Origin of the sequence: Desulfovibrio sp. Fe33, from assembly GCF_028532725.1 — a bacterium.
In the GTDB taxonomy this organism is placed as follows: Bacteria; Desulfobacterota; Desulfovibrionia; order Desulfovibrionales; family Desulfovibrionaceae; genus Pseudodesulfovibrio.
Map to the genome: position 1 here is coordinate 171,320 of NZ_JAQKGU010000002.1, position 21,182 is coordinate 192,501.

The following is a 21,182-nucleotide window of genomic DNA, read 5'->3' on the forward strand; positions in this document are numbered from 1 at the left end:
GAGTGATCCGTGGCAGCTATCACACTCAAGGGCGTCGTCTTTGACCTGGACGGCGTCGTCACCCGGACAGCGAAGGTACATGCCCAGGCGTGGGAGACCGCCTTCAACGATTTCCTCAAGCATCACGCGGAGGAGACCGGCACTCCGTTCGAGCCCTTCGACCGCACGAACGATTACCAGAACTACGTGGACGGCAAGCCGCGTTTCGAAGGCGTGCTGAGCTTTCTCAAGTCGCGAAATATCCGCCTCGATCCCGGCACGCCGGAGGACCCGCCCGGCTTCGACACGGTCTGCGCCATCGGCAACAGGAAGAACGCGCTTTTCCAGGAGATACTCAAGGAAGAAGGGCCGGAGGTCTTCGACACTTCCGTGGCCCTGATAAGGGACCTCAAGCGAAACGGCGTGCTCGTGGCACTGGCCACCTCCAGCCGCAACGGTATGCTTGTCCTGGACCTGGCCGGTCTGACGGAGCTCTTCGACGTCTTCGTGGACGGCGTGGTCTCGGCCGAGCTTGACCTCAAGGGCAAGCCCGATCCGGACATTTTCATCGCCGCCGCCGAAAGGATGGGGCTCAACCCCAATGAGTGCGTGGTCGTCGAGGACGCCATCTCCGGCGTCCAGGCGGGATGCGCGGGCAATTTCGGCCTGACCCTGGGCGTGGCCCGGAACATCGGCGGCGAGATGCTCAAACGGTTCGGGGCGGACATGGTCGTGTCCGACCTGGGCGAGATCACCGTGGACGATCTCATCGAGTGGTTCGAGTCCGGCATGGCCACGGACGAGTGGTATCTCTCCTACCATGGCTTCGAGCCGGGTGACGAGAAGCTGCGCGAGACGCTGACAACCGTGGGCAACGGTTATCTCGGCACGCGCGGGGCGTATGAGTGCGAGTGTTCATCCTACTATTTCTACCCCGGCACCTACATCTCCGGCATCTTCAACAAGACTCCCAGCGACGTGGAGGGGCGCGAAATCTGGAACAACGACATGGTCAACTGCCCCAACTGGCTGCCCGTGTCCTTCAAGATAGGCAACGGGGAGTTCGTCTCCCCGCTGGCCATGGAGATATTGAGCTATTCCCACCGCCTGAACATGCGCGAGGCCGTCATGGAACGCCATCTGGTGGTCCGCGATCAGGTGGGACGCATCTCCCGCATCTCCTCCCGGCGGGTGGCCTCCATGTCTGAGCCGCACCTGCTCGCCCTGCAATTCGACTTCACCCCGCTCAACTATTCGGCCAAGCTGACCTTCCGTTCATCCCTGGATGGCAACGTGGGCAACGAAGGGGTGGCCCGCTACGCCAGCCTGAACACGCACCATCTCAACCGGGTGGGCGGCGGAAAGGCCGGGGACGGCATTTATCTGCACGTGGAGACATCCCACTCGCGTTACCAGATCGTCATGGCCTCCAAGACCCGGATGCTTGAGGACGGCAAGCTCCTCGAAGCGCGCAAGGAGGTGGTCCAGGAACGGTCCATGGTCTCCGAGGAAATCTGCGTTCAGGTCAGGGAAAATCATTGCTACGGGCTGGAAAAGTTCGTCTTCGTGCGAACCTCCCTGGACCGCGAGCCCGGCGACCTGCGCGAGATGTGCCTGGACGGCCTCAAGTCGGTGAAGACCTTCAAGGGCGTCCACGGCTCCCACGCCAAATCCTGGAAGGGCTTGTGGCAGAAAGCCGATATCCGGATCAGGGGCGACCGTTTCGTGCAGCGGGTGCTTCGGCTGCACGTTTACCACCTGCTGGTCACAGCCAGTCCGCACAACGTGGGCCGCGACGCGGGAATGCCCGCCAGGGGGCTGTCCGGCGAGGCGTACCGGGGCCACATCTTCTGGGATGAGGTCTATATCCTGCCTTTCTTCGACGCCAATTTCCCCGATATCTCCAAGGCCCTGCTCATGTATCGCTACAACCGCCTGGACGCTGCCCGCGAATACGCCCGCGAGAACGGTTGCCAAGGGGCCATGTTCCCCTGGCAAACCGCCGACGACGGCAGCGAGGAGACCCAGGAGGTCCATTACAACCCCGAGTCGAAAAATTGGGGGCCGGACCTGTCCCGCCGCCAGCGGCACGTCTCCATCGCGGTGTTCGTCAACGCCTGGCGCTACGTGTCCTGGACCGGCGACCAGACGTTCCTGCGCGAATACGGAGCGGAGCTGATGCTCGACATAGCCCGGTTCTGGGGCGGGATCGCCACCTATGACGCGGCCTCCGACAAGTATCATATCGACGGTGTCATGGGGCCGGACGAGTTCCATGAGAAGCTCCCCGGCGCGGACGAACCGGGTGTGCGCGACAACGCCTACACCAACATCATGACCGTCTGGCTCCTGGAGAAGGCGCTGGATATCCTCGACGGCCTGCCGCCCAAGATTCGGGAGCAGGTGGCCGGGCGCATCGGCCTGACCGACGAGGATGTCGCCAAATGGCAGGACATGACCACCAAGCTCAACGTCATCGTGACCGAGGACGGCATCGTCAGCCAGTTCGACGGCTACATGGAACTGCCGGAGCTGGACTGGGATTCCTACCGTCAACGGTTCTATTCCATCCACCGCATGGACCGGATTCTCAAGGCCGAAGGCGATTCGCCCGACAACTACAAGGTCGCCAAGCAGGCCGACACCCTCATGACCTGGTATATTCTCGAACCCGAGGAGGTGGCCCGCATTCTGCGCAAGCTCGGCCACGAGGTGAATGACCCCGTCAAGCTCCTGAAGGACAATTACGACTTCTACGAGAAGCGGACCAGCCACGGCTCCACGCTTTCCAAGGTGGTCCACGCCGTCATCGCCAAGTACATCTACCCGAGCAACGTGTCCTGGGACTGGTTCATGGAGGCCATGGAATCCGACATCCGCGACACCCAGGGCGGCACCACCGTGGAAGGCATCCATACCGGCGTCATGGCCGGTACCCTGGAGGTCATCAAGCAGGACTACGCCGGGCTCAATCTCTCGTCCTCGCCCATGAAGGTCGACCCCGACCCGCCCGCGCACTGGGGCGAGATGCGGCTGTCCTTCATCTGGCGGTCCATCTGGTTCGATCTCGTTATCGAGCAGGACCGCGTGAACATGACCGCCTTCCACCAGGGCGACAAGGTCGTGCCCGTGGAAATCTTCGGCCAGCGATTCGAACTGAAGCCCGGCAAGACCGTCGAGGCCCGGCGGCCCAATGCGGAGAACCGCTAGGCGAAGTCCGAGATTCTTCAACCCGGGCCGACCGTCCGGTGCGGAAATATAGGCGGCGCGCTCCCTCCCGCCGGGGGAGCGCGCCGCCTCTTGCGTCCCGCCGTCAGGGTCCCAAGGCTTGCTCAAACCATCCTGCATCCCATCGTCACCAAGATTACACCGGGCGGAAAAGCCGTCTTCGCCTACACCCTCTCGCCTCGCGTTCGAAAAACTCCGGGGAAATATAAGAGATAAGGAATCGGTAAGGCTCGATTGCCCGGTCGGCGGAGTGCGCCGCCGCCGACTTGCCTCAAGCCGTGAAGACGGGTAAGGAGTGTGCCTCGCCGGAGGAATGATATCCGGCAATCTTTTTTTCCGGGAGTTTCCATGTCTCTGAGTATAGGTATCGTCGGGCTGCCCAATGTGGGCAAGTCCACTCTTTTCAATGCGCTGACCAAGGCCCAGAATGCCGAGAGCGCGAACTACGCGTTTTGCACCATCGAGCCGAACAAGGCGGTGGTGCCTGTGCCGGATGCCCGGTTGGATGTGTTGGCCGGGTTGGTCAATCCTCAGCGGGTGCAGAACTCCACGGTCGATTTCGTGGACATCGCCGGTCTGGTGGCGGGCGCGAGCAAGGGCGAGGGGTTGGGCAACAAGTTCCTGGCCAATATCCGCGAGACCCAGGCCATCCTGCATGTGGTCCGCTGCTTCGACGATGACGACGTCATCCACGTGTCCAACTCCGTGGACCCGCTGCGCGACATCGAGACCATCGAGACCGAGTTGATTCTCGCCGACGTGCAGGTGTTGGAAAACCGTCTTGAGCGCATGGAAAAGATGCTCAAGGGCGACAAGGGCCTGGCCCCGAAGATCGAGGCCGCCAAACAGCTCCTCGCCCACCTCGACCAGGGACTTCCCGCGTCCACTTTCGAGAGTGACCTGAAGGCGTTGCCGGAACTGCTCGCCGAACTGCGTCTCATCACCGCCAAGAACGTCATCTATTGCGCCAACGTGGACGAGAACGGCCTGACCGAGGACAACGACTACATTCGGTCCGTGCGCAGCCTGGCCGAAAAACGCGGAGCAGAGTTCGTCAAGATTTCCGCTCGGATGGAAGAAGAACTCGTGGGCCTCGAAGACGAGGATTATCGAGAGTTCCTCGAATCTTACGGCATCAGCGAGTCCGGCCTGGATCAGATCATCCGTACCGGCTTCCATACCCTGGGCCTCATCAGCTACTTCACCGCCGGTGTAAAGGAAGTCCGCGCCTGGACCATCCACGACGGCGACAAGGCCCCCCGCGCCGCGGGCGTTATCCATACCGATTTCGAACGCGGTTTCATCCGTGCCGAAGTCATCGGCTACGACAACTTCGTCAAGCACGGCTCCGAAGCCAAGTGCCGGGCCGAAGGCGTGCTCCGCGTGGAAGGCAAGGAATACGTCATGAAAGACGGCGACGTGGTCCACTTCCTGTTCAACGTCTAGCTCTGGCGAGCTGAAAGACGGACGGGAAAGGAGAGGGCGGAAGCCGCCTGCGGCGGCGATGCCGGATGATGTCGCCTCCGGCGGCCAAAGGGGCGGGCCCCCTTTGGAATCCCTGTACCGCCTTCGGCGAAGGGCCTATTTTGTTTCGAAGTCCTCTCTTGTCGCCTTCCCCGCGAAGCGGCCACAAAAAGTTTAGGAAGGGAGAGGAGATGGGGGTCCGGGGGAAGAGGAGAGGGAAAGCCCTTTTTCAAAGGGTTTCCCTCTCCTCTTCCCCCGGCCGCCGGAGGCAAAAAGAAACAAAAAAATCCCGCCCGGATCAATCCGGGCGGGATTTTTATTTGCAAATAGCTTCGGCTTAGTCGTCGAAGTTGCCGTGGGGGCCTTTGTCCGTGTCGATTTCGGTGGCGCGGGCCTTGATCTTTTCTTCGGTCCACTCGGTGGGGTCTTCGAACTGTTCGGCTTTGGGGCCGAGGTCGTAGGAGCCGGCTTCGAGGATGAGGTCGCAGGCGATGGGTGCTGTGTCCTTGGCGTTGAACACATTGACGAGGAGGTCGTAGGTGAAATCCTCGACGGCTCCGGCCATGCGGTCGCGCACGGATTCGCTTTGTCCGAGCCAGCGGCGTTCGAAGACGATGTTGAGTTTCTTGTAGTTGCCGCCGGTGATGCCGTTGGCGTCGGCGTAGGCGACCATCTCGTCCCAGAGGGCGTCTTCGATGCCCTGGCCGGGGATTTTGGCGAAGTGGTCGCCGTCCATGATGGCGTTGCCGAACTCGTTGACCTTGACGCCCCAGGCGATCATTTGGAGAGCTGTCGCGACGTTGGCCTTGGTGGTGGCGGTTTTTGCGGCGATTTCGCGCAGGCGCGCGGAGTCGTTGCCGGAGGTGCCGTGCTGTGCGCCGGAGGTGCCGTAGGCCTTGAGGGCCTTATGGATTTCGGCGGTCAGTTCGACCTGGATGCCTTCGCCGGAGGCCTCGATGCCGTGGGTGGTGCCGTTGTTCAGGGCGATCCAGTCGGGGCACAGGCCGTGGGCGTTGAGTCCCTGGATGAGATACTTGGCCTCAACCGGGCTGGACAGGCCGAATTCACCCTTGATCTCGCCGATTTCGGTCTCATAACCGGCCCATGTCGGGATGGACGGGGACACGGCGAGGTTGCCGAGCAGGTTGAGATCGTCGGTCATGTGCGAGGCGTCTATGGCGATGGAGGTTACGCCGGAGTCGAACACGGACGGGATTTCGGCCTTGGCCACGGCCACGTCTTCCCACTTTTTCATGAAGTAGTGGTCGGCGTGAACGGCGACGGGGATGGTGATGCCGAGCTTGTTGCACAGGTAGTCCACGCGCCGGGCCACGTTCCACAGAGTGGTCGGGCAGTAGGTGGATTCGCTGCGGGCGATCTCGATGATGATTGCGGCGTTGGCCTTTTGCGCGGCTCGGAGCGCGCCTTCAATGACGAAGATGTTCCGGCCGTTGGCGGCGATGGTCATGCATTGGCCCTTGGCCAGCATGGCACGGTCGACGACCTTGCCGCTGACGATGAGCGCCTGCGAGTTGGGGAAATTTTTGACGACGTTCGGCGGACGGCCGACGGCGAGTGCTTTCTTGAATGTGTCCTGGGCCATGCCCTTCCTCCTTGGAGCGTTTGATTGCTGGCGACAGTAAAAACCAATCGATGGGCAAAGTCAAAATGAAAGGGGCGATGGGGGCAGGGATCGGCCCCGCTGCCCGGGTGTGCGCTGACGCCCGGAACAGCGGCTTCGGCGGCGTCCGCCGCCTACATGGTCGTTTCCCGCTCTCGGGCGGTGCGGGCCTTGACGTTGCGTTCCGCCCGCCTGATGCCGTCGAGCGGCATGAGGGTGTATCCCATCTCGCGGGCCATGAATTCCAGGATCGAAATGTTGCGCGTGGCCTTGACGATCGCGAACATGGTTTCGGCTCCGAGCTTGGCGTGGGCGTCAAAGGGATTGAGTTCCCGAAGCAATGTGGAATACGGCTTCTTGATCGCCCTGGAGACATCTTTTGCCGGGATGCGTCCGTCCAGGACCAGGTCCTGCATTTTCTTGGTCAGATTCTTCTCGAACATGCTTACCCCCCACATGTTGGATTTTCTGCCTAGTAAATGAAGTTAGCCCCTTTTTTCCGTTTTCGTCAACGATATTTGAAATGGCCGCACCGAGACCCGGGGAAACGCGGCGTGCGGTCCGCTGATGCGCAGCCTGGAGCGCGGGTCAGGGTCGGTTCGACGCGTCGTTCGTGATGGCTGTGGCCAGGAAGCGGGCGAACAGGGTGCGGAGTTCGTCGACGGAGTTTTCCAGCCGGTGCCCGTCGGGGAGAACGTGCAGGGTCGCCTTGTGGGTTCGGGCGAAGCGGATGGCGTTGTCCACTGGGACCACATCGTCGTCCCAACCGTGGACCACGGTGACGAGGTCGGGCAGGTTGGAGAAGACGTGCATGGCATAGCCGGGCAGATAGAAGGCGGGAGCGAGGAGAAAAATGGCCGGTACGCGGGCGGCCATGGAAGCGGCCGCGGCCACATAGCCGCCCATGCTCGAACCGGCCAGGATGGCGGGCCGGTCGTCTTCGGCCAGAATGGAGACGAGACGGTCCACCCGGCTGTCCGGGTCGTCCTGGTCGCTGAAGTCCGGCCCTTCCATGGTCAGCCCCATGCCCCGGGCCGTTTCGGCGAGGGCCATGCTTTTGGCCCCCCAAGGGCTGCTCAGGGAGCCGTGGCACCACAACAGGCGCATGTCATGCATGGTCTTCCTCCTCGGTTCGGGCGGCACGCCCGTCCGCCAGTTTACGAATGATGTCGAAAAGGGCGCTCTTTTTGACCGGCTTGGGGAGATGGTAGTCGGCCCCTGCTTCGATGCATTTCCGGGCGTCCTCATCCATGGCGAATGCGGTCATGGCCACCACAGGCGTGTGGGCGAGGCCCTGCTCATGCTCCCATTCGCGTATGCGCCGGGTGGCCTCGAAACCGTCCATGATCGGCATTTGAATGTCCATGAGGACCAGGTCGAAGCCTCCCTTCTTGAAAAGATCAAAGCCGGACTTGCCGTCTTCCACCACGGTCAGGCCGCAGGGCGTGGTCGCGAGATAGGTCTGGGTCACGAAGGCGTTGTATCTGGAGTCCTCGAACATGAGGATGTTCAAGGGCGGCAGGGGGGCATCCTCGGCGCTCGGCTGCGGTTCGGGCGTCGCGGCTTCCGGCCTGGGGGCGGTGCCGAACCGCGCCGTGAAATGGAAGGTGCTTCCTCTGCCCGGCGTGCTTTCAGCCCAGATGCGGCCGTCCATCATGTGGACCAGCTCCTTGCTGATGGCCAGTCCCAGCCCCGTGCCGCCGAACTGGCGCGTGGTCGAGCTGTCCGCCTGGGTGAAGGCGTCGAAGATGGCTCCGAGCTTGTCGCCGGACACGCCGACGCCGGTGTCGGTTATGGAGAAATGAAGCAGGGCGGTCTTTCCGTCGTTGGACACCTGCTCCACGCTCAGGGCAACCGAGCCGGAATCCGTGAATTTGATCGCGTTGCCCAGCAGGTTGAAGAGGACCTGGCGCAGCCGGGTGGGGTCGCCTTCCAGCCGCTTGGGCACGTTGGTGGATGGGGTGCAGGTCAGGTTCAACCCTTTCTGGACGGCCTTGTTCCGGATGATTCCGCAGGAACGGTCCAGGATATCGTCCAGGGAGAACCAGACCTGTTCCAGCGTCAGGTGGCCAGCTTCTATTTTGGACAGGTCCAGGATGTCGTCCAGTATCTCAAGGAGGTTTTCGCCCGCCGTGCGGAAGATGTCCACATAACGCGCCTGGTCCGACGAAAGCTCCGTTTCCCAGAGGATGTCGGCCATGCCGAGGATGGCGTTCATGGGCGTCCTGATTTCGTGGCTCATGGATGCCAGGAAACTGCTTTTCGCCGCGTTGGCCATGTCGGCGGCCTTCTTGGCCCGACGCACCTGGTCGAGGGCGCTGTTCAGGGAGTCGTTCTTGTTCTTGAGCTCCTCGGTGCGTTCCTTGACCCGGCTCTCCAGAATGTTCTGGTGGTTCTGGAGCTTGGCGTTGGCTTCCTGGAGGTCGCGGATCAGATGGCGCACGGACTGGCGCATGTCGTCGATGGCCCGGGCGAGGCTGCCCAGTTCGTTGGAGGCCGAGGTGTCGATGGGGGCGTCGAGGTTGCCGTCGGCGATGATAGTGGCCGACTCTTCGAGGTCCATGAGCGGGGACAGGAAATGCTTGCGCGTGTAGCGGACCGCGGCCAGGGTCAGGGTCAGGATCAGGAGGAGGGCCAGGACGAAGGTCAGTCCCCCGTACATGACCATTTCCTGCACGTACCCTTCGGTGGAGACGGCCAAGTTGAAGGAGCCTATCCAGTCCCCGTATTTGCGGATTTCCACGGATTTGGTGATGAACCGCCGATCGCCGGCGAAATAGTCGAAGTCGTGGCCCGTGAAGCGCGGGCGGCTTTTCGCGGCCATGACCTCCCGTCCGGTGACGACCTGGGCGAAGGCCACGGTGTCGTTTTCGAGCACGGCGTTGATGAAGTCGCGGGCGGAGGCGTAGTCGACTTGCCAGACCGCGGTGGCCAGGCTGGTTCGGGCCATATGCGCTATGCCGTCCGCCCGCTCGGACAGGCGGACGTGCAGCCGGTAGGCGTTGAACAGGATCAGGGCGCAGGAAAACGCAAGAACAATAAAGGATATGAAGGCGATCTGGGCCAGTTTGGCCCGTCGGCTGAGGGAGTCGGCCCTGGAAAGCCGTGCTCTGGAGTGTTTGACCATGTGTTCCGCTTGTCCCTCTGGTTGGAGAATACCTCTGTATTTCTAAGCCGAACGCATTGATCTTGGCAAGGAGTCAAACGGTTTTTACTGACTGTCGCGGGCGTTGTCTCCTCTGCAGAACAAAGGGAACCACTCCTTTGCTTCCCTGAAGAGATAAAGCAGGTGTTGAAAGCCGCTTTGCGGCAACAGACGGGTGATTTCTCTTCCGGCGGGCAAGGGCCCGCCCCCTTGCATCCCCTGTAAGCGCCTTCGACGCGGGCTTATTTCGCTCCATGGCGTTCTGGCGGGAAAGCGGGAGATAAATGTATGGGGTCAAAAAAAAGCCGGGCGCGAAGCCCGGCTGAAAATTGGTCCTGGAAAATGTCTAGGCTGTGCCCGTTTCGAGGCTGAAGCCCATTTCCGCCGCCATGAACTGGAGCGGACGGATGTCCTGGGTCACTTTCATGATTTCGAGCAGGGTTTCGGCTCCGAGCTTGGCGCTGGCGTCGAATGGGTTGATCTCGCGCATAAGGGTGGAATACGGCTTGTTGATCTTCTGAGCGACGATCTTGGCCTGGATGCCGCTGTCGAGGATGCAGTCCTGAACAACCTTGGTAACGTTTTTCTCAAACATCATGCCCTCCCGCATAGTTTGATATGGTTGAAGAAGAAGTGCTGAATCAATATAAGCAACCAGCGTGCCAGTCTTTGTTTATTCGTATTATAATCTGTATTATCCAGTATTTATAGAAAGTCTATAAGCCTAATACTTTATTTTATAATGTCGCATAGGTGTCGCAAGTGTCGCGCAACGCGACATTACGCGACATTAATGTCGCATATGCGACGCAGTGAATGGGGCGCAAAAAAAGGGAGCCGCTGGTGCGGCTCCCTGATACCCGGCTATTGCCGGGGTGTCCGAAACGTATCTGTCAGGCTGTCAGGTGTGGGTTGCGGTCCATTTCTGTGCGCCTTAGGAGGTGTTGATTCGTTCGGGACTAAGGGTGCTGTTTGGTCGCCCAGTCTTCAGACCAGGACTTGAAGGAGTCGATGTACCGCAGCCATGCGCGGCTGCCCAATACAATCTCGAAAATTCTTGCGGCGGTAAGATTCTTGAACATGGCGTTTACCTCGCTCTCGATTCCGCTCTCGACGGGTTCCCCTGTTCCAGCGGCATACCGTTTTCAACGGCGGCCTCGCAGGCAGGGATGGTTATGCTGCGCTCCACATGGTTGATCGTCTCGGCAAAGAGATTGGTGGACTCGTACGGCGAAAGGAGGCTGGTGCGGACCGAGCCGACGATGTTACCGTAGATGATAAGCGCGGTCTGTTCCAAGGGAAGGGAACGGATCGTGCCGTCCTTGATGCCGAGGGCGACGCAGCGTTTGAGCTCGTCAATGAAGATGCTGAACTTCTCGGCCACCTTGGCGCCGTCGACACCGGGCTCCATGTGGCTGAAGGGGGAACAGCGCAGCAGGACGGGAAAGCCGGTCCGGTGCTCTTCGGTAAAATCGAAATATGCGGACATGTAGGCCCGAATGGCCTCGATGCCGGTCTCTGCCTTGGCGGTGGCCTCGTGCAGGCGGAAAATCAGTCGGTCGGCCATGTCGAATCCGGCGGCCAGGAAGAGCTCCTGCTTGCTGCCGAAGTAGTGGGAAACCAGACCGAAGGAAACATCGGCGCGACCGGCCACGTCCTTGACGGTGGCGGCGTGGAACCCCAGTTGCCCGAAGGCTTCCTGGGCTGCGCAGAGTATGGCTTCCTTCTTGGTCATGTCGTTTGTTTCCTTGTATCGATTGATTGTGCAATCAGTCGTTGAGACAGCTATAGATTGATTGAACAATCAATGTCAAGAATTATCGGGCTGTTTTTTTAACAAAAGGTGGAGAAAAGAAAAAAGGCCGCGTAGTGCGGCCTTTTCATTGTATATTTTTTGTCGTCTAATTTGTGTTTTTTTGGATTTTGGCCCAGGTGTCGCGCAGGGTTGTGGTGCGGTTGAAGATCATGGCCTGGCCGGGCTTGTGGTCGCGCCGGTCGGCGCAGTAGTAGCCGGTGCGCTCGAACTGGAAGTTCGCGCCCGCTTCCATGTCGGCCATGGCCGGTTCCACCTTGCAGCCGGACAGCACTTCCAGGGAATCGGGGTCGACGTAGTCGACGAAGGTCTTGCCTTCTTCGGTGACGTTGGGATTATCCGTGGTGAACAGCGGCCCGTAGTTGCGCACTTCCGCGTCCAAGGCGTGTTTGGCCGAGACCCAGTGCAGGGTGCCCTTGACTTTGCGGCCGCCTTCCAGCCAGCCCCCCTTGGATTCGGGGTCGTAGGTGGCCCGGATTTCGGTGACCTTGCCGTCAGCGTCCTTTTCGTATCCGATGCACTTGACGTAGTACGCTCCGCGCAGCCGCACCTCGCGGTCCGGTCCCAGGCGGAAGAATTTCTTGGGCGGCTCCTCCATGAAATCGTCGCGTTCGATCCAGACTTCACGGGAGAACGGCACCTTGCGGGTTCCGTAGGACTCGTCCTCGGGGTTCAGGGCGATCTCGAAGACGTCTTCCTGATCCTCGGGGTAGTTCTCGATGATCATCTTGACCGGGTCCATGATGCCCATGTAGCGCGGGGCGCGTTTGTTGAGGTCCTCGCGCAGGCAGGCTTCGAGCAGGGCGTATTCCACCATGGAGTCCGCCTTGGCGATGCCGATGCGGTCGCAGAAATCGCGGATGGACTCCGGGGTGAAGCCGCGCCGCCGGAAGCCGGAGATGGTCGGCATACGCGGGTCGTCCCAGCCGGTGACGTACCCTTCCTTGACGAGCTGGATGAGCTTGCGCTTGGAAAGCACGGTGCCGGTGATGTTCAGGCGGGCGAACTCGTACTGCCGGGGGCGGTCGGTGAAGCCGGGAAGTCCGGCCAGCTCCTCGTACAGGGCGGCGTTCCCGCCGAACAGCTCGGGCCGTTTCAGCCCCTCCATGAGGGTGTCCACGCACCAGTCGTACAGGGGGCGGTTGTTTTCGAATTCCAGGGTGCAGATGGAGTGGGTGATGCCCTCGATGGCGTCGGACAGGCCGTGGGTGAAGTCGTACATGGGGTAGATGCACCATGCGTCGCCGGTCCTGTGATGGTGGGCGTGCTTGATGCGGTAGAGGGCCGGGTCGCGCAGCATCACGTTGGGCGCGGCCATGTCGATCTTGCCGCGCAGGATGCATTCGCCGTCGCCGAACTCGCCCGCCCGCATGGAGCGGAACAGGGCCAGATTCTCCTCCACGGTCCGGTCGCGGTAGGGGGAGTTCTTGCCGGGCTCCTTGAGGGTTCCCCGGTTTTCACGGATTTCCTCGGCGGACTGATGGTCCACGTAGGCCTTGCCCATCTTGATGAACAGTTCGGCTATGAAATAGAGCTTTTCGAAGTAGTCCGAGGCGTAGAAATTGTTGTCCCAGTCGAAGCCGAGCCAGTGGACGTCCTCGCGGATGGAATCGACGTATTCCACGTCCTCCTTGACCGGGTTGGTGTCGTCGAAGCGCAGGTTGCACTTCCCGTCGTAGTCGCGGGCGAGCCCGAAATTGAGGCAGATGGACTTGGCGTGGCCGATGTGCAGGTAGCCGTTTGGTTCGGGGGGGAAGCGGGTGTGGACGCGGCCGTGATAGACGCCGTTTTCCATATCCTTGTCGATGATCTGGCGAATGAAGTCCTTGCCCTTTTCAGGGGCCTCGGGTTTGGTGCTCATGGGAAACCTCGTTGTATGAATTGACCGTTTGCCGGTCGAACTGTCGTGTGCGGGGCGTTATTCCTTATCCTGCCCGTGGCACGGAAATACGGGAAAACGGCTTGCCGGTCAACGCAATGCTTGCCTGCCGCGGTGCGGGCGGTCACACTGTGCGGACCATTCCAAGGAGGAGAATACATGTCGCTGTTCACCATCGACGAGACCCGCTGCAAGCGGGACGGCCTGTGCGCCGTCGACTGCCCGGCAGGGTGCATCGTCTTCGAAAAGGGCGGATTGCCTGTGCCCCACGAGAAAAAGCAGGCCTATTGCCTGGACTGCGGCCACTGCATGGCGGTTTGTCCGGCCGACGCCATCCGGCTGGACCGGTTCGAGGCCGGGGGCGCCCCATTGGACAAGTCGCTGCGCATCTCCCTTGAGCAGGCCGAGCAGTTCCTCAAGGGGCGGCGCTCCATGCGCGCCTTCCGCGACGAGCCGGTGGACGGCGCACTGCTGGATCGCCTCCTGGCCGTGACGGGGTACTGTCCTTCCGGGCACAACGCCCGGCCCACGCGTTGGGTCGTGGCCCACGGCGCGGACAAGGTGGCCGGAGTAGCCGAAGCCGTCGCCGCCTGGATGCGCGCCGAATCGGAGGCCGAAACTCCCCTGGCCGCCGCCCTGCACCTGCCGGGCATCGTCCGGGCCTGGGACAAGGGGATGGACCTCATCTGCCGCAACGCCCCGGTCCTGGCCGTGGCCGTAGGGCCGCGGCAGGGCATCACGCCCCGCGAAGACAGCGTCATAGCCACCGCCTATCTGGAACTGGCCGCCTCGGGAGCCGGGCTGGGCGCGTGCTGGTGCGGTTATCTGTTGGCCGCCGCCGCGCATGACGCCGGAATGCGGGAATTCCTCGGAGTGGCCGATGGAGAAGCGGCTTACGGGGCGCTCATGCTCGGCCATCCAGCACGGCGGTACACGGCCATCCCTCCGAGGCCGGAACCCACTGTGCGGCGGCTCTGATTCCCCGTCGGGTGGACTCTTTCGCGCGGCCGATGTAGGCTCCAGCCGCGACCGCGGCCGTCCCGTATCCAGGAGGTTTTACCGACGGCGGGCAGCCGGGCCGCGTGCGGAAAACCATAAGCCGGGCGGGCGAGTCCCGTCCCGGGCGCAGGAGAGCGGCATGGCGGATGCCCATTATGCCTTCGGTTCGGTCCATGTGGAGATAAATTTCGAGGCCATCGACGCCCTGTTGAGGCAGGCCCATGCCCAGGGGCGCGATTCCCTGTTCGAGTACGAGGTCTACGACCTGCTCAAGGCCTCGGGCGCGGAGACCCCGCCCCGGTGCGTGCTGCTTGAACGGGCCGGGCGGTTCACGGACGAACAGCTCTCGGCCCTGCCCGGGGACAAAGTGGTCCTCAAAATCGTGTCGCCCGCCATCGTGCACAAGACCGAGGCGGGCGGGGTGCGCGTGGTGGAGAACCGCCCGGACGCCATCCGTTCCGCCGTCCGGCGAATGCTCTACGAGGTCCCCGAAAATTTCGCCGCCGCCCTGGAGCGCGATCCCGGCTCCGCGCCCGAACCATACCGTGGGCTATGCGGCGAGCCGCTGGTTTCCGCCGTGGCCCGCGACCTGCGCGGGGTGCTCATGGTCCAGTTTATGGAGCCGGATTCCACGGCCTTCGGCAACGAGCTGCTGGTGGGCATCCGCAAAACCCGGGAGTTCGGCATGGTCGTCACCGCCGGGCTGGGCGGGACCGACACCGAGCTGTACGCCGAGCGGTTCCGCAAGGGCCAGGCCCTGACCATCGCCTCCACGGCCCTGACCGACGGGGTGCGCTTCTTCGAACTCTTCCGCCGGACCATTTCCTACCGCAAACTGGCCGGGCTGACGCGGGGGCAGCGGCGTATCGTCACCGACGAGCAGCTCATCGAGTGCTTCTCCTCGTTCATCGACATGGCCAACCACTATTCCCCGGACAACCCGGACGCCCCCTTCCATATCGAGGAACTGGAGATCAACCCGTTCGCCTATGCCGACTATCTCATGGTCCCTCTGGACGGCTTGTGCCGGTTCTCCGAAAAGGGGGCAGTGCGCGCCCCCCGGCCCGTAGGCAAGATAGCCAATCTGCTTAAGCCGTCGTCCATCGGCATTATCGGCGTCTCGGCGTCGCGCATGAATTTCGGAAGGATTATTCTCAAGAACGTGCTCGAAGCCGGGTTCCCGGCCGAGGACGTGCGCCTGGTCAAACCCGGCGAAACGGAGATCGACGGAGTGGCCTGCGTCCCGGACCTGAAGTCCCTGGATCGGCGGCTGGACCTCTTCGTCGTGGCCGTGGGCTCGGAGCAGGTCCCGGCCCTGGTGGATGAGCTGGTCGCCTTGGACTGCGCCGAATCGGTCATGCTCATTCCCGGCGGCCTGGGCGAGACCCGGGAGAGCCGCGAGCGCGCCGCCGAGGTCGTCGCCCGCATCGACGCCGCCCACGCCGGGGGCGGCGGTCCCGTTTTTCTGGGCGGCAACTGCATGGGCGTGGTTTCACGGCCGGGCCGTTACGACACCTGGTTCATCCCCGAGGAAAAACTTCCCGCCTTGGCTCCGGGCGAACACCATCGAGCTGCCTTCATCTCCCAATCCGGGGCGTTCATGCTGACCCGCATTTCCCAATGCCCTATGCTCAACCCCGCCTACATGGTCTCCATGGGCAACCAGACCGACCTGACCCTGGGCGACATGGTCTCCCACTTCAGCGAGGCCGACGATGTGGACGTCATCGCCGTGTATGCCGAAGGGTTTAACGACATGGATGGCCTCGGATTCTGCCGGGCCGTGCGGCGGGCTGTGCTCAAGGGTAAGGACGTGGTTTTCTACAAGGCGGGCCGGACCCCGGAGGGCAAGTCCGCCACGAGCGGCCATACCGCCTCCCTTGCGGGCGACTATGCGGTCTGCGAATCCTGCGTGCGCCAGGCCGGGGCCATTGTGGCCCATTCCTTCACCCAGTTCGAGAATCTCTTCCTGTTGGCCGAGCGGCTGAACGGCAAAACCATCGGCGGCAATCGGCTGGCCGCGGTTTCCGGCGCGGGTTTCGAGGCCGTGGGTATGGCCGATTCGATCCAGACCGACGACTATTCCATGACCCTGGCTCCGCTGACTGAGGCCACCCGCCGCGCCCTTGGCGAACTGGTCGCCGCCAACCGGCTGGACGGCCTTGTTACCGTGACCAACCCCCTGGACATCACCCCGGCCGCGGACGACCGGGTCCACGCCGAAGCCGTCCGGCTGCTGGCGCTCGATCCCAACGTGGACGCCGTGGTGGCCGGACTTGACCCCCTGTCGCCGGTCATGCGCACCCTCGCCGACCCGGACGCCCCCCTGACCATGGACAACGAACGGTCCATCGCCGCCCTCATGGCCGAGCTGCTGCCCACCCTGGACACGCCCGTCATCGGCGTGGTGGACGGCGGCCGCCAGTACGACCCCCTGGTGGACCGGCTCAAGGAGGCCGGGCTGTGCACCTTCCGCACCTCGGACCAGGCCGTGGCCGCCCTTGCCCAATACATGGACGGACGGCTCAACGCGGCGCGTATTCGTTTGCGATGAGTGGGGGCGTGTAGGGTGTTATGTTGGAAAGGCGGGAGGTGAAGCCGCCTGCGGCGGGATGGTCGGGTGATTTTGCCTCCGGCGGCCAAAGGGGCGAGCCCCCTTTGGAAACCCTTTGCCGCCTTCGGCGGAGTAGTTCGTTGGATGTAAAAAGGACCTGATAAGTAACGGCCCCGTTTTCGTCTCGGGAGCTTGCGGAGCGGGAACAGCCCGCGCCGAAGGCGCATACAGGGGATGCAAGGGTGCGAGCCCTTGCCCGCCGGAGGCGAAATCATCCGACTATTGCCGCGAAGCGGCTTTCAACCCAAAAAAAAAGGCCCGGACATTGCCCGGGCCTTTCCGTTTGTCGCGCGCCTCCGGTCAGTACATCAGGCCGGGTAGGAAGAGGATGATCTGCGGGAAGAGGAAGAGCAGGGCGATGCCGAGGATGATGGAGGCCATGAACGGCAGGATGCCCTTGAACACGTCTTCCAGGGTGACGTCCGGGGCGATCTTGCGGCACATGCCGTAGACCACGTAGACGTTGATGCCCACCGGAGGGGTGATGACGCCCATCTCGGTGACGAGCACGATGATGACGCCGAACCAGATGGGGTCGTAGCCCATGCCCGTGACCACCGGGAAGAATACCGGGATGGTCAGCATGATGAGCGCGAGCGAGTCCATGAAGCAGCCGCCGATGAAGTAGATCAGGATGATCGCGCCCATGATGGCGTAGGGCGGCATGTCGAAGGCGGACACCCAGTTGGCGATGTCGAAGGGGATGCGTGTCACGGCCAGGAACTTGCCGAAGACCACTGCGCCCGCGATGAGCACAAGGACCATGCAGGAGGTGCGCAGAGTTTCGTAGAGCGAATTGACGAAGGCCTGCCAGGTGAGCTGCCTCTTGACGAGCGCCAGGGCGAGCACGCCGATGACGCCGATGGATGCGGCTTCGGTGGGGGTGAACAGGCCCTTGAACAGGCCGCCGATAACCAGGGCGAAGATGAGCAGGGTGTCCACGAGGTTGGCCATGGACTTCAGCTTCTCGCCCCAGGTGAAGGTGTCGCCCTTGGGGCCGAGGGCCGGGTTGATCTTGCATTGGAGGTAGATGCCCGCGATGAACAGGCCGGTCAGCAGGATGGCCGGGAGGATGCCCGAGACAAACAGTGCGCCGATGGACTGCTCGGTGAGCACGCCGTAGATGATGAGAACCACCGACGGCGGCATAATCATGCCGAGCCCGCCGCCCGAGGCCACCGAGGCCGCGGCCAGGGAGTTGGCGTAGCCGTACCGCTTCATTTCCGGAATGCCCACCGTGGACATGGTCGCGGCCGTGGCCGGGCTGGACCCGCATACCGCGCCGAAGGCTGTGCAGGCCGATACCGTGGCCATGGCCAGGCCGCCCCGCGTGTTGCCCAGGAAACGGTAGGCGGTGTCGTAGAGCCGCCGCGAAATGCCGCAGTTGAAGGCGATCTGCCCCATGAGGATGAACAGGGGAATGGTGGACAGCTCATAGGAGGCGAACGCGTCGTAAATGTTGCGGCTCATGAGGTTGAGGCCGCCCTTCCAGGAGGTCAGCAGCGAGAAGCCCACGAAGCCCACGAGCATCATGACGAAGGCGACGGGCATTCTGGTCATGAACAGGATGACCATGATGCAGATGCCGATGATTCCGGCGGTGGTCGGATCCATGGTTAGGCCCCCTGTTTCCTGAAAAATTTGACGATGTCCGCCAGCAGGCAGAGGGCGTAGACGAAGAAGCCGAAGGAGAGAACGTAGACCACGTAGTATTCGGGCAGCTCCAGGTTCATGGAGACTTCGCCCGACTCGGCCAGGGTTCCGGCGTAGAGGAACATGCGCCAGGTGACGACGGCCACGAGGAAGAGGGTCGCCAGGTTGGTGAGGAGTTCGAGGAGGTCGCGAACCCGCTTGGGCAGGCGGCGGACCAGGATTTCCACGCCGATGTGGCTTTTCTGGTAATGGGCGTAGGGCAGGGCGAAGCCCACGGCGATCACGCCGAGGATGGCCACGATTTCCTCGCAGCCGAAGATGGGGGTATTGAAGGCTCCGCGCAGGAAAACGTCCATGCCGGTCATGGCCGCCATGCCCACCAGGCTGGCCGCCGCGATTATGCGCATGGTCTTTTCGGTCAGCGGGAGCAGCCGCTTGTTCTCTTCCATTGTCGTTCCTTGGACGCGGACGGGGCAGGCGTCGGCCCGCCCCGTCCGGCAACGGGTTATTTCAGGGTGGACCGGGTGAATGCCAGGATGGCCTCACCGTCGAGGCCCTTTTCGTTCGCTTCGGCCAGATAGCCGTCCAGCACGGGCTGCGCCGCCTTGGCCCAGGCCTCGGCCTCCTCGGGGGCCAGTTCGACGATCTCGCCGCCCTGGTCGAGGAAGAAACGCCGCCCTTCGGCGTCGGCTTCGTCCCATGCCGCGGCGTGTTTGGCCGCCCATTCCTTGTTGATTTTTCGAATGATCTTTTGCGAATCGGGGTCGATCGCGGCCCACTTGCCTTTGTTCATGACGATGAAGAAGACGGTGGTGTAGGCCACGGAGAAGGAGTCGGTTCCGTACTTGCAGACCTCGCCGAGCTTGAAGGATTTGTTGGACTCGATGGGGTGCATACTGCCGTCCACCACGCCCTTTTGCAGAAGCTGGTAGTTCTCGGGCATGGGTTTGGCGACCGGCGTGCCGCCGAGGGCTTCGACCAGCTTGGCCGAATTGCCGGTCGCGCGGATTTTCACGCCCCGCATGTCGGCCAGAGTCCCAACCGGCTTGTTCACGGTGAACAGCAACCCCGGCCCGTGTCCGTTGAAATACATGGGCTCCACGTCGGCCAGTTCCTCGGGCCTGAACTTCTCGTACACGGCGTTGGCCGTGGCCGTGGCCTGGGCCGCGCTGGTGTAGCCCAGCGGCAGGTCCACGGCGGCCATGACCGGAAATCGGCCGCGCGAGTAGGCCAGGCAGGACAGGCCCACGTCGGACAAACCTTCCACCACGCCGTCGTAGCACTGCTTGGCTTTGGTCAGGGTGCCGCCCGGGTAGTACTCGATCACGACCTTGCCGCCGGTGCGCTTCTCCACCTCCCGGCACCACGCTTCCGCCAGTTGCGATTGGTGGTTGGTGGGCGGGAAGAAGTTGGAGTAGGTCAGTTTGACCTCGGTCCGTCCTTCGGCGGGAAGGACGAGACAGAAAACGGCGGCGGCCAGGAACGTCGTCAGAAGTCTTTTCATGGGTTTCCTCCGGGGAATGGCTGATAGTCCGAGGAGGAGTCGTCGGCTCCCCCCTTGTATATGAATAGTCCCCGGCGTTGCGGGCGGGATACGGTCTGTCCCGCCCGGCCCCGATCCCGGCGGTCTTCGCCGCCGGGTGAAAACGGCCTCCGGCGCGGTTCTCTCCGCGCCGCCGATTCGCTGCCGCCTTTCGCCTCGTCCGGGCTTCGGCCCGGGCGCGCGGCGATCATCGGCCGACCGCGCCTACGGACGTTTCGCCATTTCTTCCTTGATGAAGTCCACCACCGCCCGGCCGTTCACCGCCTGGCCCTCGCCGTCGGCATAGCCGTTCAGCACGGGCTGCGCGGCCTTGACCCAGCGTTCGGCTTCGGCGGGTTCGAGCTCGATGAATTCACCGCCCTTGGATGCCAGGAATTCCTTGCCCTCGGCGTCGGATTCGTCCCATGCCCGGCCGTGCTTGACCGACCATTCCTTGTTGATCTGCTCGATGATCGCGCGGTTCTCGGGAGATATCTCATTCCATCTGGATTTGTTCATGACCACGAAAAAGGTGGTGGTGTAGCCGACGGGCACGGACATGGTGCAGTGGCGGACCACCTCGCCGAGTTTCCAGCCTTTGTTGGACTCCATGGGGTGGACCGAGCCGTCCACCACGCCTTTTTGCAGGGACTGGTAGGCGGCGGGCATGGGCTGGGCCACGGGGGTGCCGCCCAGAGCCTCGATGAGTTTGGCGGAGTTGCCGGTGGAGCGGATTTTGAGCCCCGCCAGGTCGGCCAGGGTGCGGACCGGCTTTTCGGTGGTGAAGAGCAGACCGGGACCGTGGGCGTGGAAGTACATGGGCTCCACGTCGTCGAACTCGGCGGGCGAGAATTTGCCGTACACGGCGTTGGCCACGGCCGTGGCCTGGACGCCGTTCTCGTAACCCATGGGCAGGTCCACGGCGGCCATGACCGGGAAGCGGCCGCGCGAGTACGCGAGCGCGGACATGCCGATGTCGGAGATGCCCTCGACCACGCCGTCGTAGCATTGCTTGGCCGGGCTCAGGGTGCCGCCGGGATAGAAGTCGACGATAACCGCCTTGTTGGTGCGGAGCTCAACTTCGCTGCACCACTGCTCGGCCAGTTTGGACTGGACGTGGGTGGGCGGGAAAAAGCTCGAATAGGTCAGGCGCACCGACTCGGCGCGGGCGGGGGAGGCCAGGCCGGCCGAGATCAGGGCCAGGGCCGTCAGGATCAGGAGGGTCTTACGCATGATGCATCTCGCTTATCGGGTAATATGGTCTT

General features: G+C 62.6%; 16 protein-coding genes. 4 read left to right on the forward strand and 12 right to left on the reverse strand.

The window, feature by feature from the left end:
* Positions 1 to 9: 9 nt before the first annotated feature.
* Together PSN43_RS03620 and ychF are read left to right on the forward strand one after the other, a co-directional pair.
* Entirely contained in the window at positions 10 to 3,189 is a 3,180-nt protein-coding gene (locus tag PSN43_RS03620) for a beta-phosphoglucomutase family hydrolase (RefSeq protein WP_272699356.1), read from the forward strand.
* Positions 3,190 to 3,555: 366 nt separating this feature from the next.
* Positions 3,556 to 4,653, forward strand: a complete 1,098-nt coding sequence (ychF, locus tag PSN43_RS03625) for a redox-regulated ATPase YchF (RefSeq protein WP_272699357.1) — start codon at positions 3,556 to 3,558, stop codon at positions 4,651 to 4,653.
* A gap of 355 nt (positions 4,654 to 5,008) precedes the next feature.
* Here the strand turns inward: ychF and PSN43_RS03630 are convergent, their stop codons facing one another.
* The 8 genes from PSN43_RS03630 to PSN43_RS03665 all read right to left on the reverse strand — a co-directional run bounded on the left by PSN43_RS03630 (position 5,009) and on the right by PSN43_RS03665 (position 13,111).
* A complete protein-coding gene (locus tag PSN43_RS03630; RefSeq protein WP_272699358.1) occupies positions 5,009 to 6,274 on the reverse strand; it encodes a class II fructose-bisphosphate aldolase in 1,266 nt (421 codons plus the stop codon).
* Between the two features lie 152 nt (positions 6,275 to 6,426).
* On the reverse strand, positions 6,427 to 6,735 hold the full coding sequence (locus tag PSN43_RS03635) for a phage regulatory CII family protein (protein ID WP_272699359.1): 309 nt from the start codon (positions 6,733 to 6,735) through the stop codon (positions 6,427 to 6,429).
* A gap of 145 nt (positions 6,736 to 6,880) precedes the next feature.
* A complete protein-coding gene (locus tag PSN43_RS03640; RefSeq protein WP_272699360.1) occupies positions 6,881 to 7,408 on the reverse strand; it encodes a YqiA/YcfP family alpha/beta fold hydrolase in 528 nt (175 codons plus the stop codon).
* Positions 7,401 to 9,419, reverse strand: coding sequence for an ATP-binding protein (locus PSN43_RS03645; RefSeq protein ID WP_272699361.1), 2,019 nt, complete (start codon positions 9,417 to 9,419; stop codon positions 7,401 to 7,403). The genes PSN43_RS03640 and PSN43_RS03645 overlap by 8 nt, the downstream gene beginning before the upstream one ends.
* A gap of 364 nt (positions 9,420 to 9,783) precedes the next feature.
* Positions 9,784 to 10,032, reverse strand: coding sequence for a phage regulatory CII family protein (locus PSN43_RS03650; protein ID WP_272699362.1), 249 nt, complete (start codon positions 10,030 to 10,032; stop codon positions 9,784 to 9,786).
* Positions 10,033 to 10,396: 364 nt separating this feature from the next.
* A complete protein-coding gene (locus PSN43_RS03655; protein ID WP_272699363.1) occupies positions 10,397 to 10,519 on the reverse strand; it encodes a hypothetical protein in 123 nt (40 codons plus the stop codon).
* 5 nt (positions 10,520 to 10,524) lie between these two features.
* The gene (locus PSN43_RS03660; RefSeq protein WP_272699364.1) at positions 10,525 to 11,172 is read right to left on the reverse strand and encodes a TetR/AcrR family transcriptional regulator; all 648 of its coding nucleotides are present in this window, start codon (positions 11,170 to 11,172) and stop codon (positions 10,525 to 10,527) included.
* Positions 11,173 to 11,338: 166 nt separating this feature from the next.
* Positions 11,339 to 13,111 carry a glutamine--tRNA ligase/YqeY domain fusion protein gene (locus PSN43_RS03665; protein ID WP_272699365.1) on the reverse strand — a complete coding sequence of 591 codons (1,773 nt, stop codon included), beginning with the start codon at positions 13,109 to 13,111 and terminating at the stop codon, positions 11,339 to 11,341.
* A gap of 177 nt (positions 13,112 to 13,288) precedes the next feature.
* Between PSN43_RS03665 and PSN43_RS03670 the strand changes: the two genes are divergently transcribed.
* Together PSN43_RS03670 and PSN43_RS03675 are read left to right on the forward strand one after the other, a co-directional pair.
* Entirely contained in the window at positions 13,289 to 14,107 is an 819-nt protein-coding gene (locus tag PSN43_RS03670; RefSeq protein WP_272699366.1) for a nitroreductase family protein, read from the forward strand.
* Between the two features lie 160 nt (positions 14,108 to 14,267).
* Positions 14,268 to 16,682, forward strand: a complete 2,415-nt coding sequence (locus PSN43_RS03675; RefSeq protein WP_272699367.1) for an acetate--CoA ligase family protein — start codon at positions 14,268 to 14,270, stop codon at positions 16,680 to 16,682.
* 360 nt (positions 16,683 to 17,042) lie between these two features.
* Here the strand turns inward: PSN43_RS03675 and PSN43_RS03680 are convergent, their stop codons facing one another.
* The 4 genes from PSN43_RS03680 to PSN43_RS03695 form a co-directional block, all read right to left on the reverse strand.
* A complete protein-coding gene (locus tag PSN43_RS03680) occupies positions 17,043 to 18,356 on the reverse strand; it encodes a TRAP transporter large permease (protein ID WP_272699368.1) in 1,314 nt (437 codons plus the stop codon).
* Between the two features lie 2 nt (positions 18,357 to 18,358).
* A complete protein-coding gene (locus PSN43_RS03685) occupies positions 18,359 to 18,844 on the reverse strand; it encodes a TRAP transporter small permease (RefSeq protein ID WP_272699369.1) in 486 nt (161 codons plus the stop codon).
* A gap of 56 nt (positions 18,845 to 18,900) precedes the next feature.
* Positions 18,901 to 19,899, reverse strand: coding sequence for a TRAP transporter substrate-binding protein (locus tag PSN43_RS03690; RefSeq protein WP_272699370.1), 999 nt, complete (start codon positions 19,897 to 19,899; stop codon positions 18,901 to 18,903).
* A gap of 243 nt (positions 19,900 to 20,142) precedes the next feature.
* Positions 20,143 to 21,150 carry a TRAP transporter substrate-binding protein gene (locus tag PSN43_RS03695; protein ID WP_272699371.1) on the reverse strand — a complete coding sequence of 336 codons (1,008 nt, stop codon included), beginning with the start codon at positions 21,148 to 21,150 and terminating at the stop codon, positions 20,143 to 20,145.
* Positions 21,151 to 21,182: the final 32 nt, after the last annotated feature.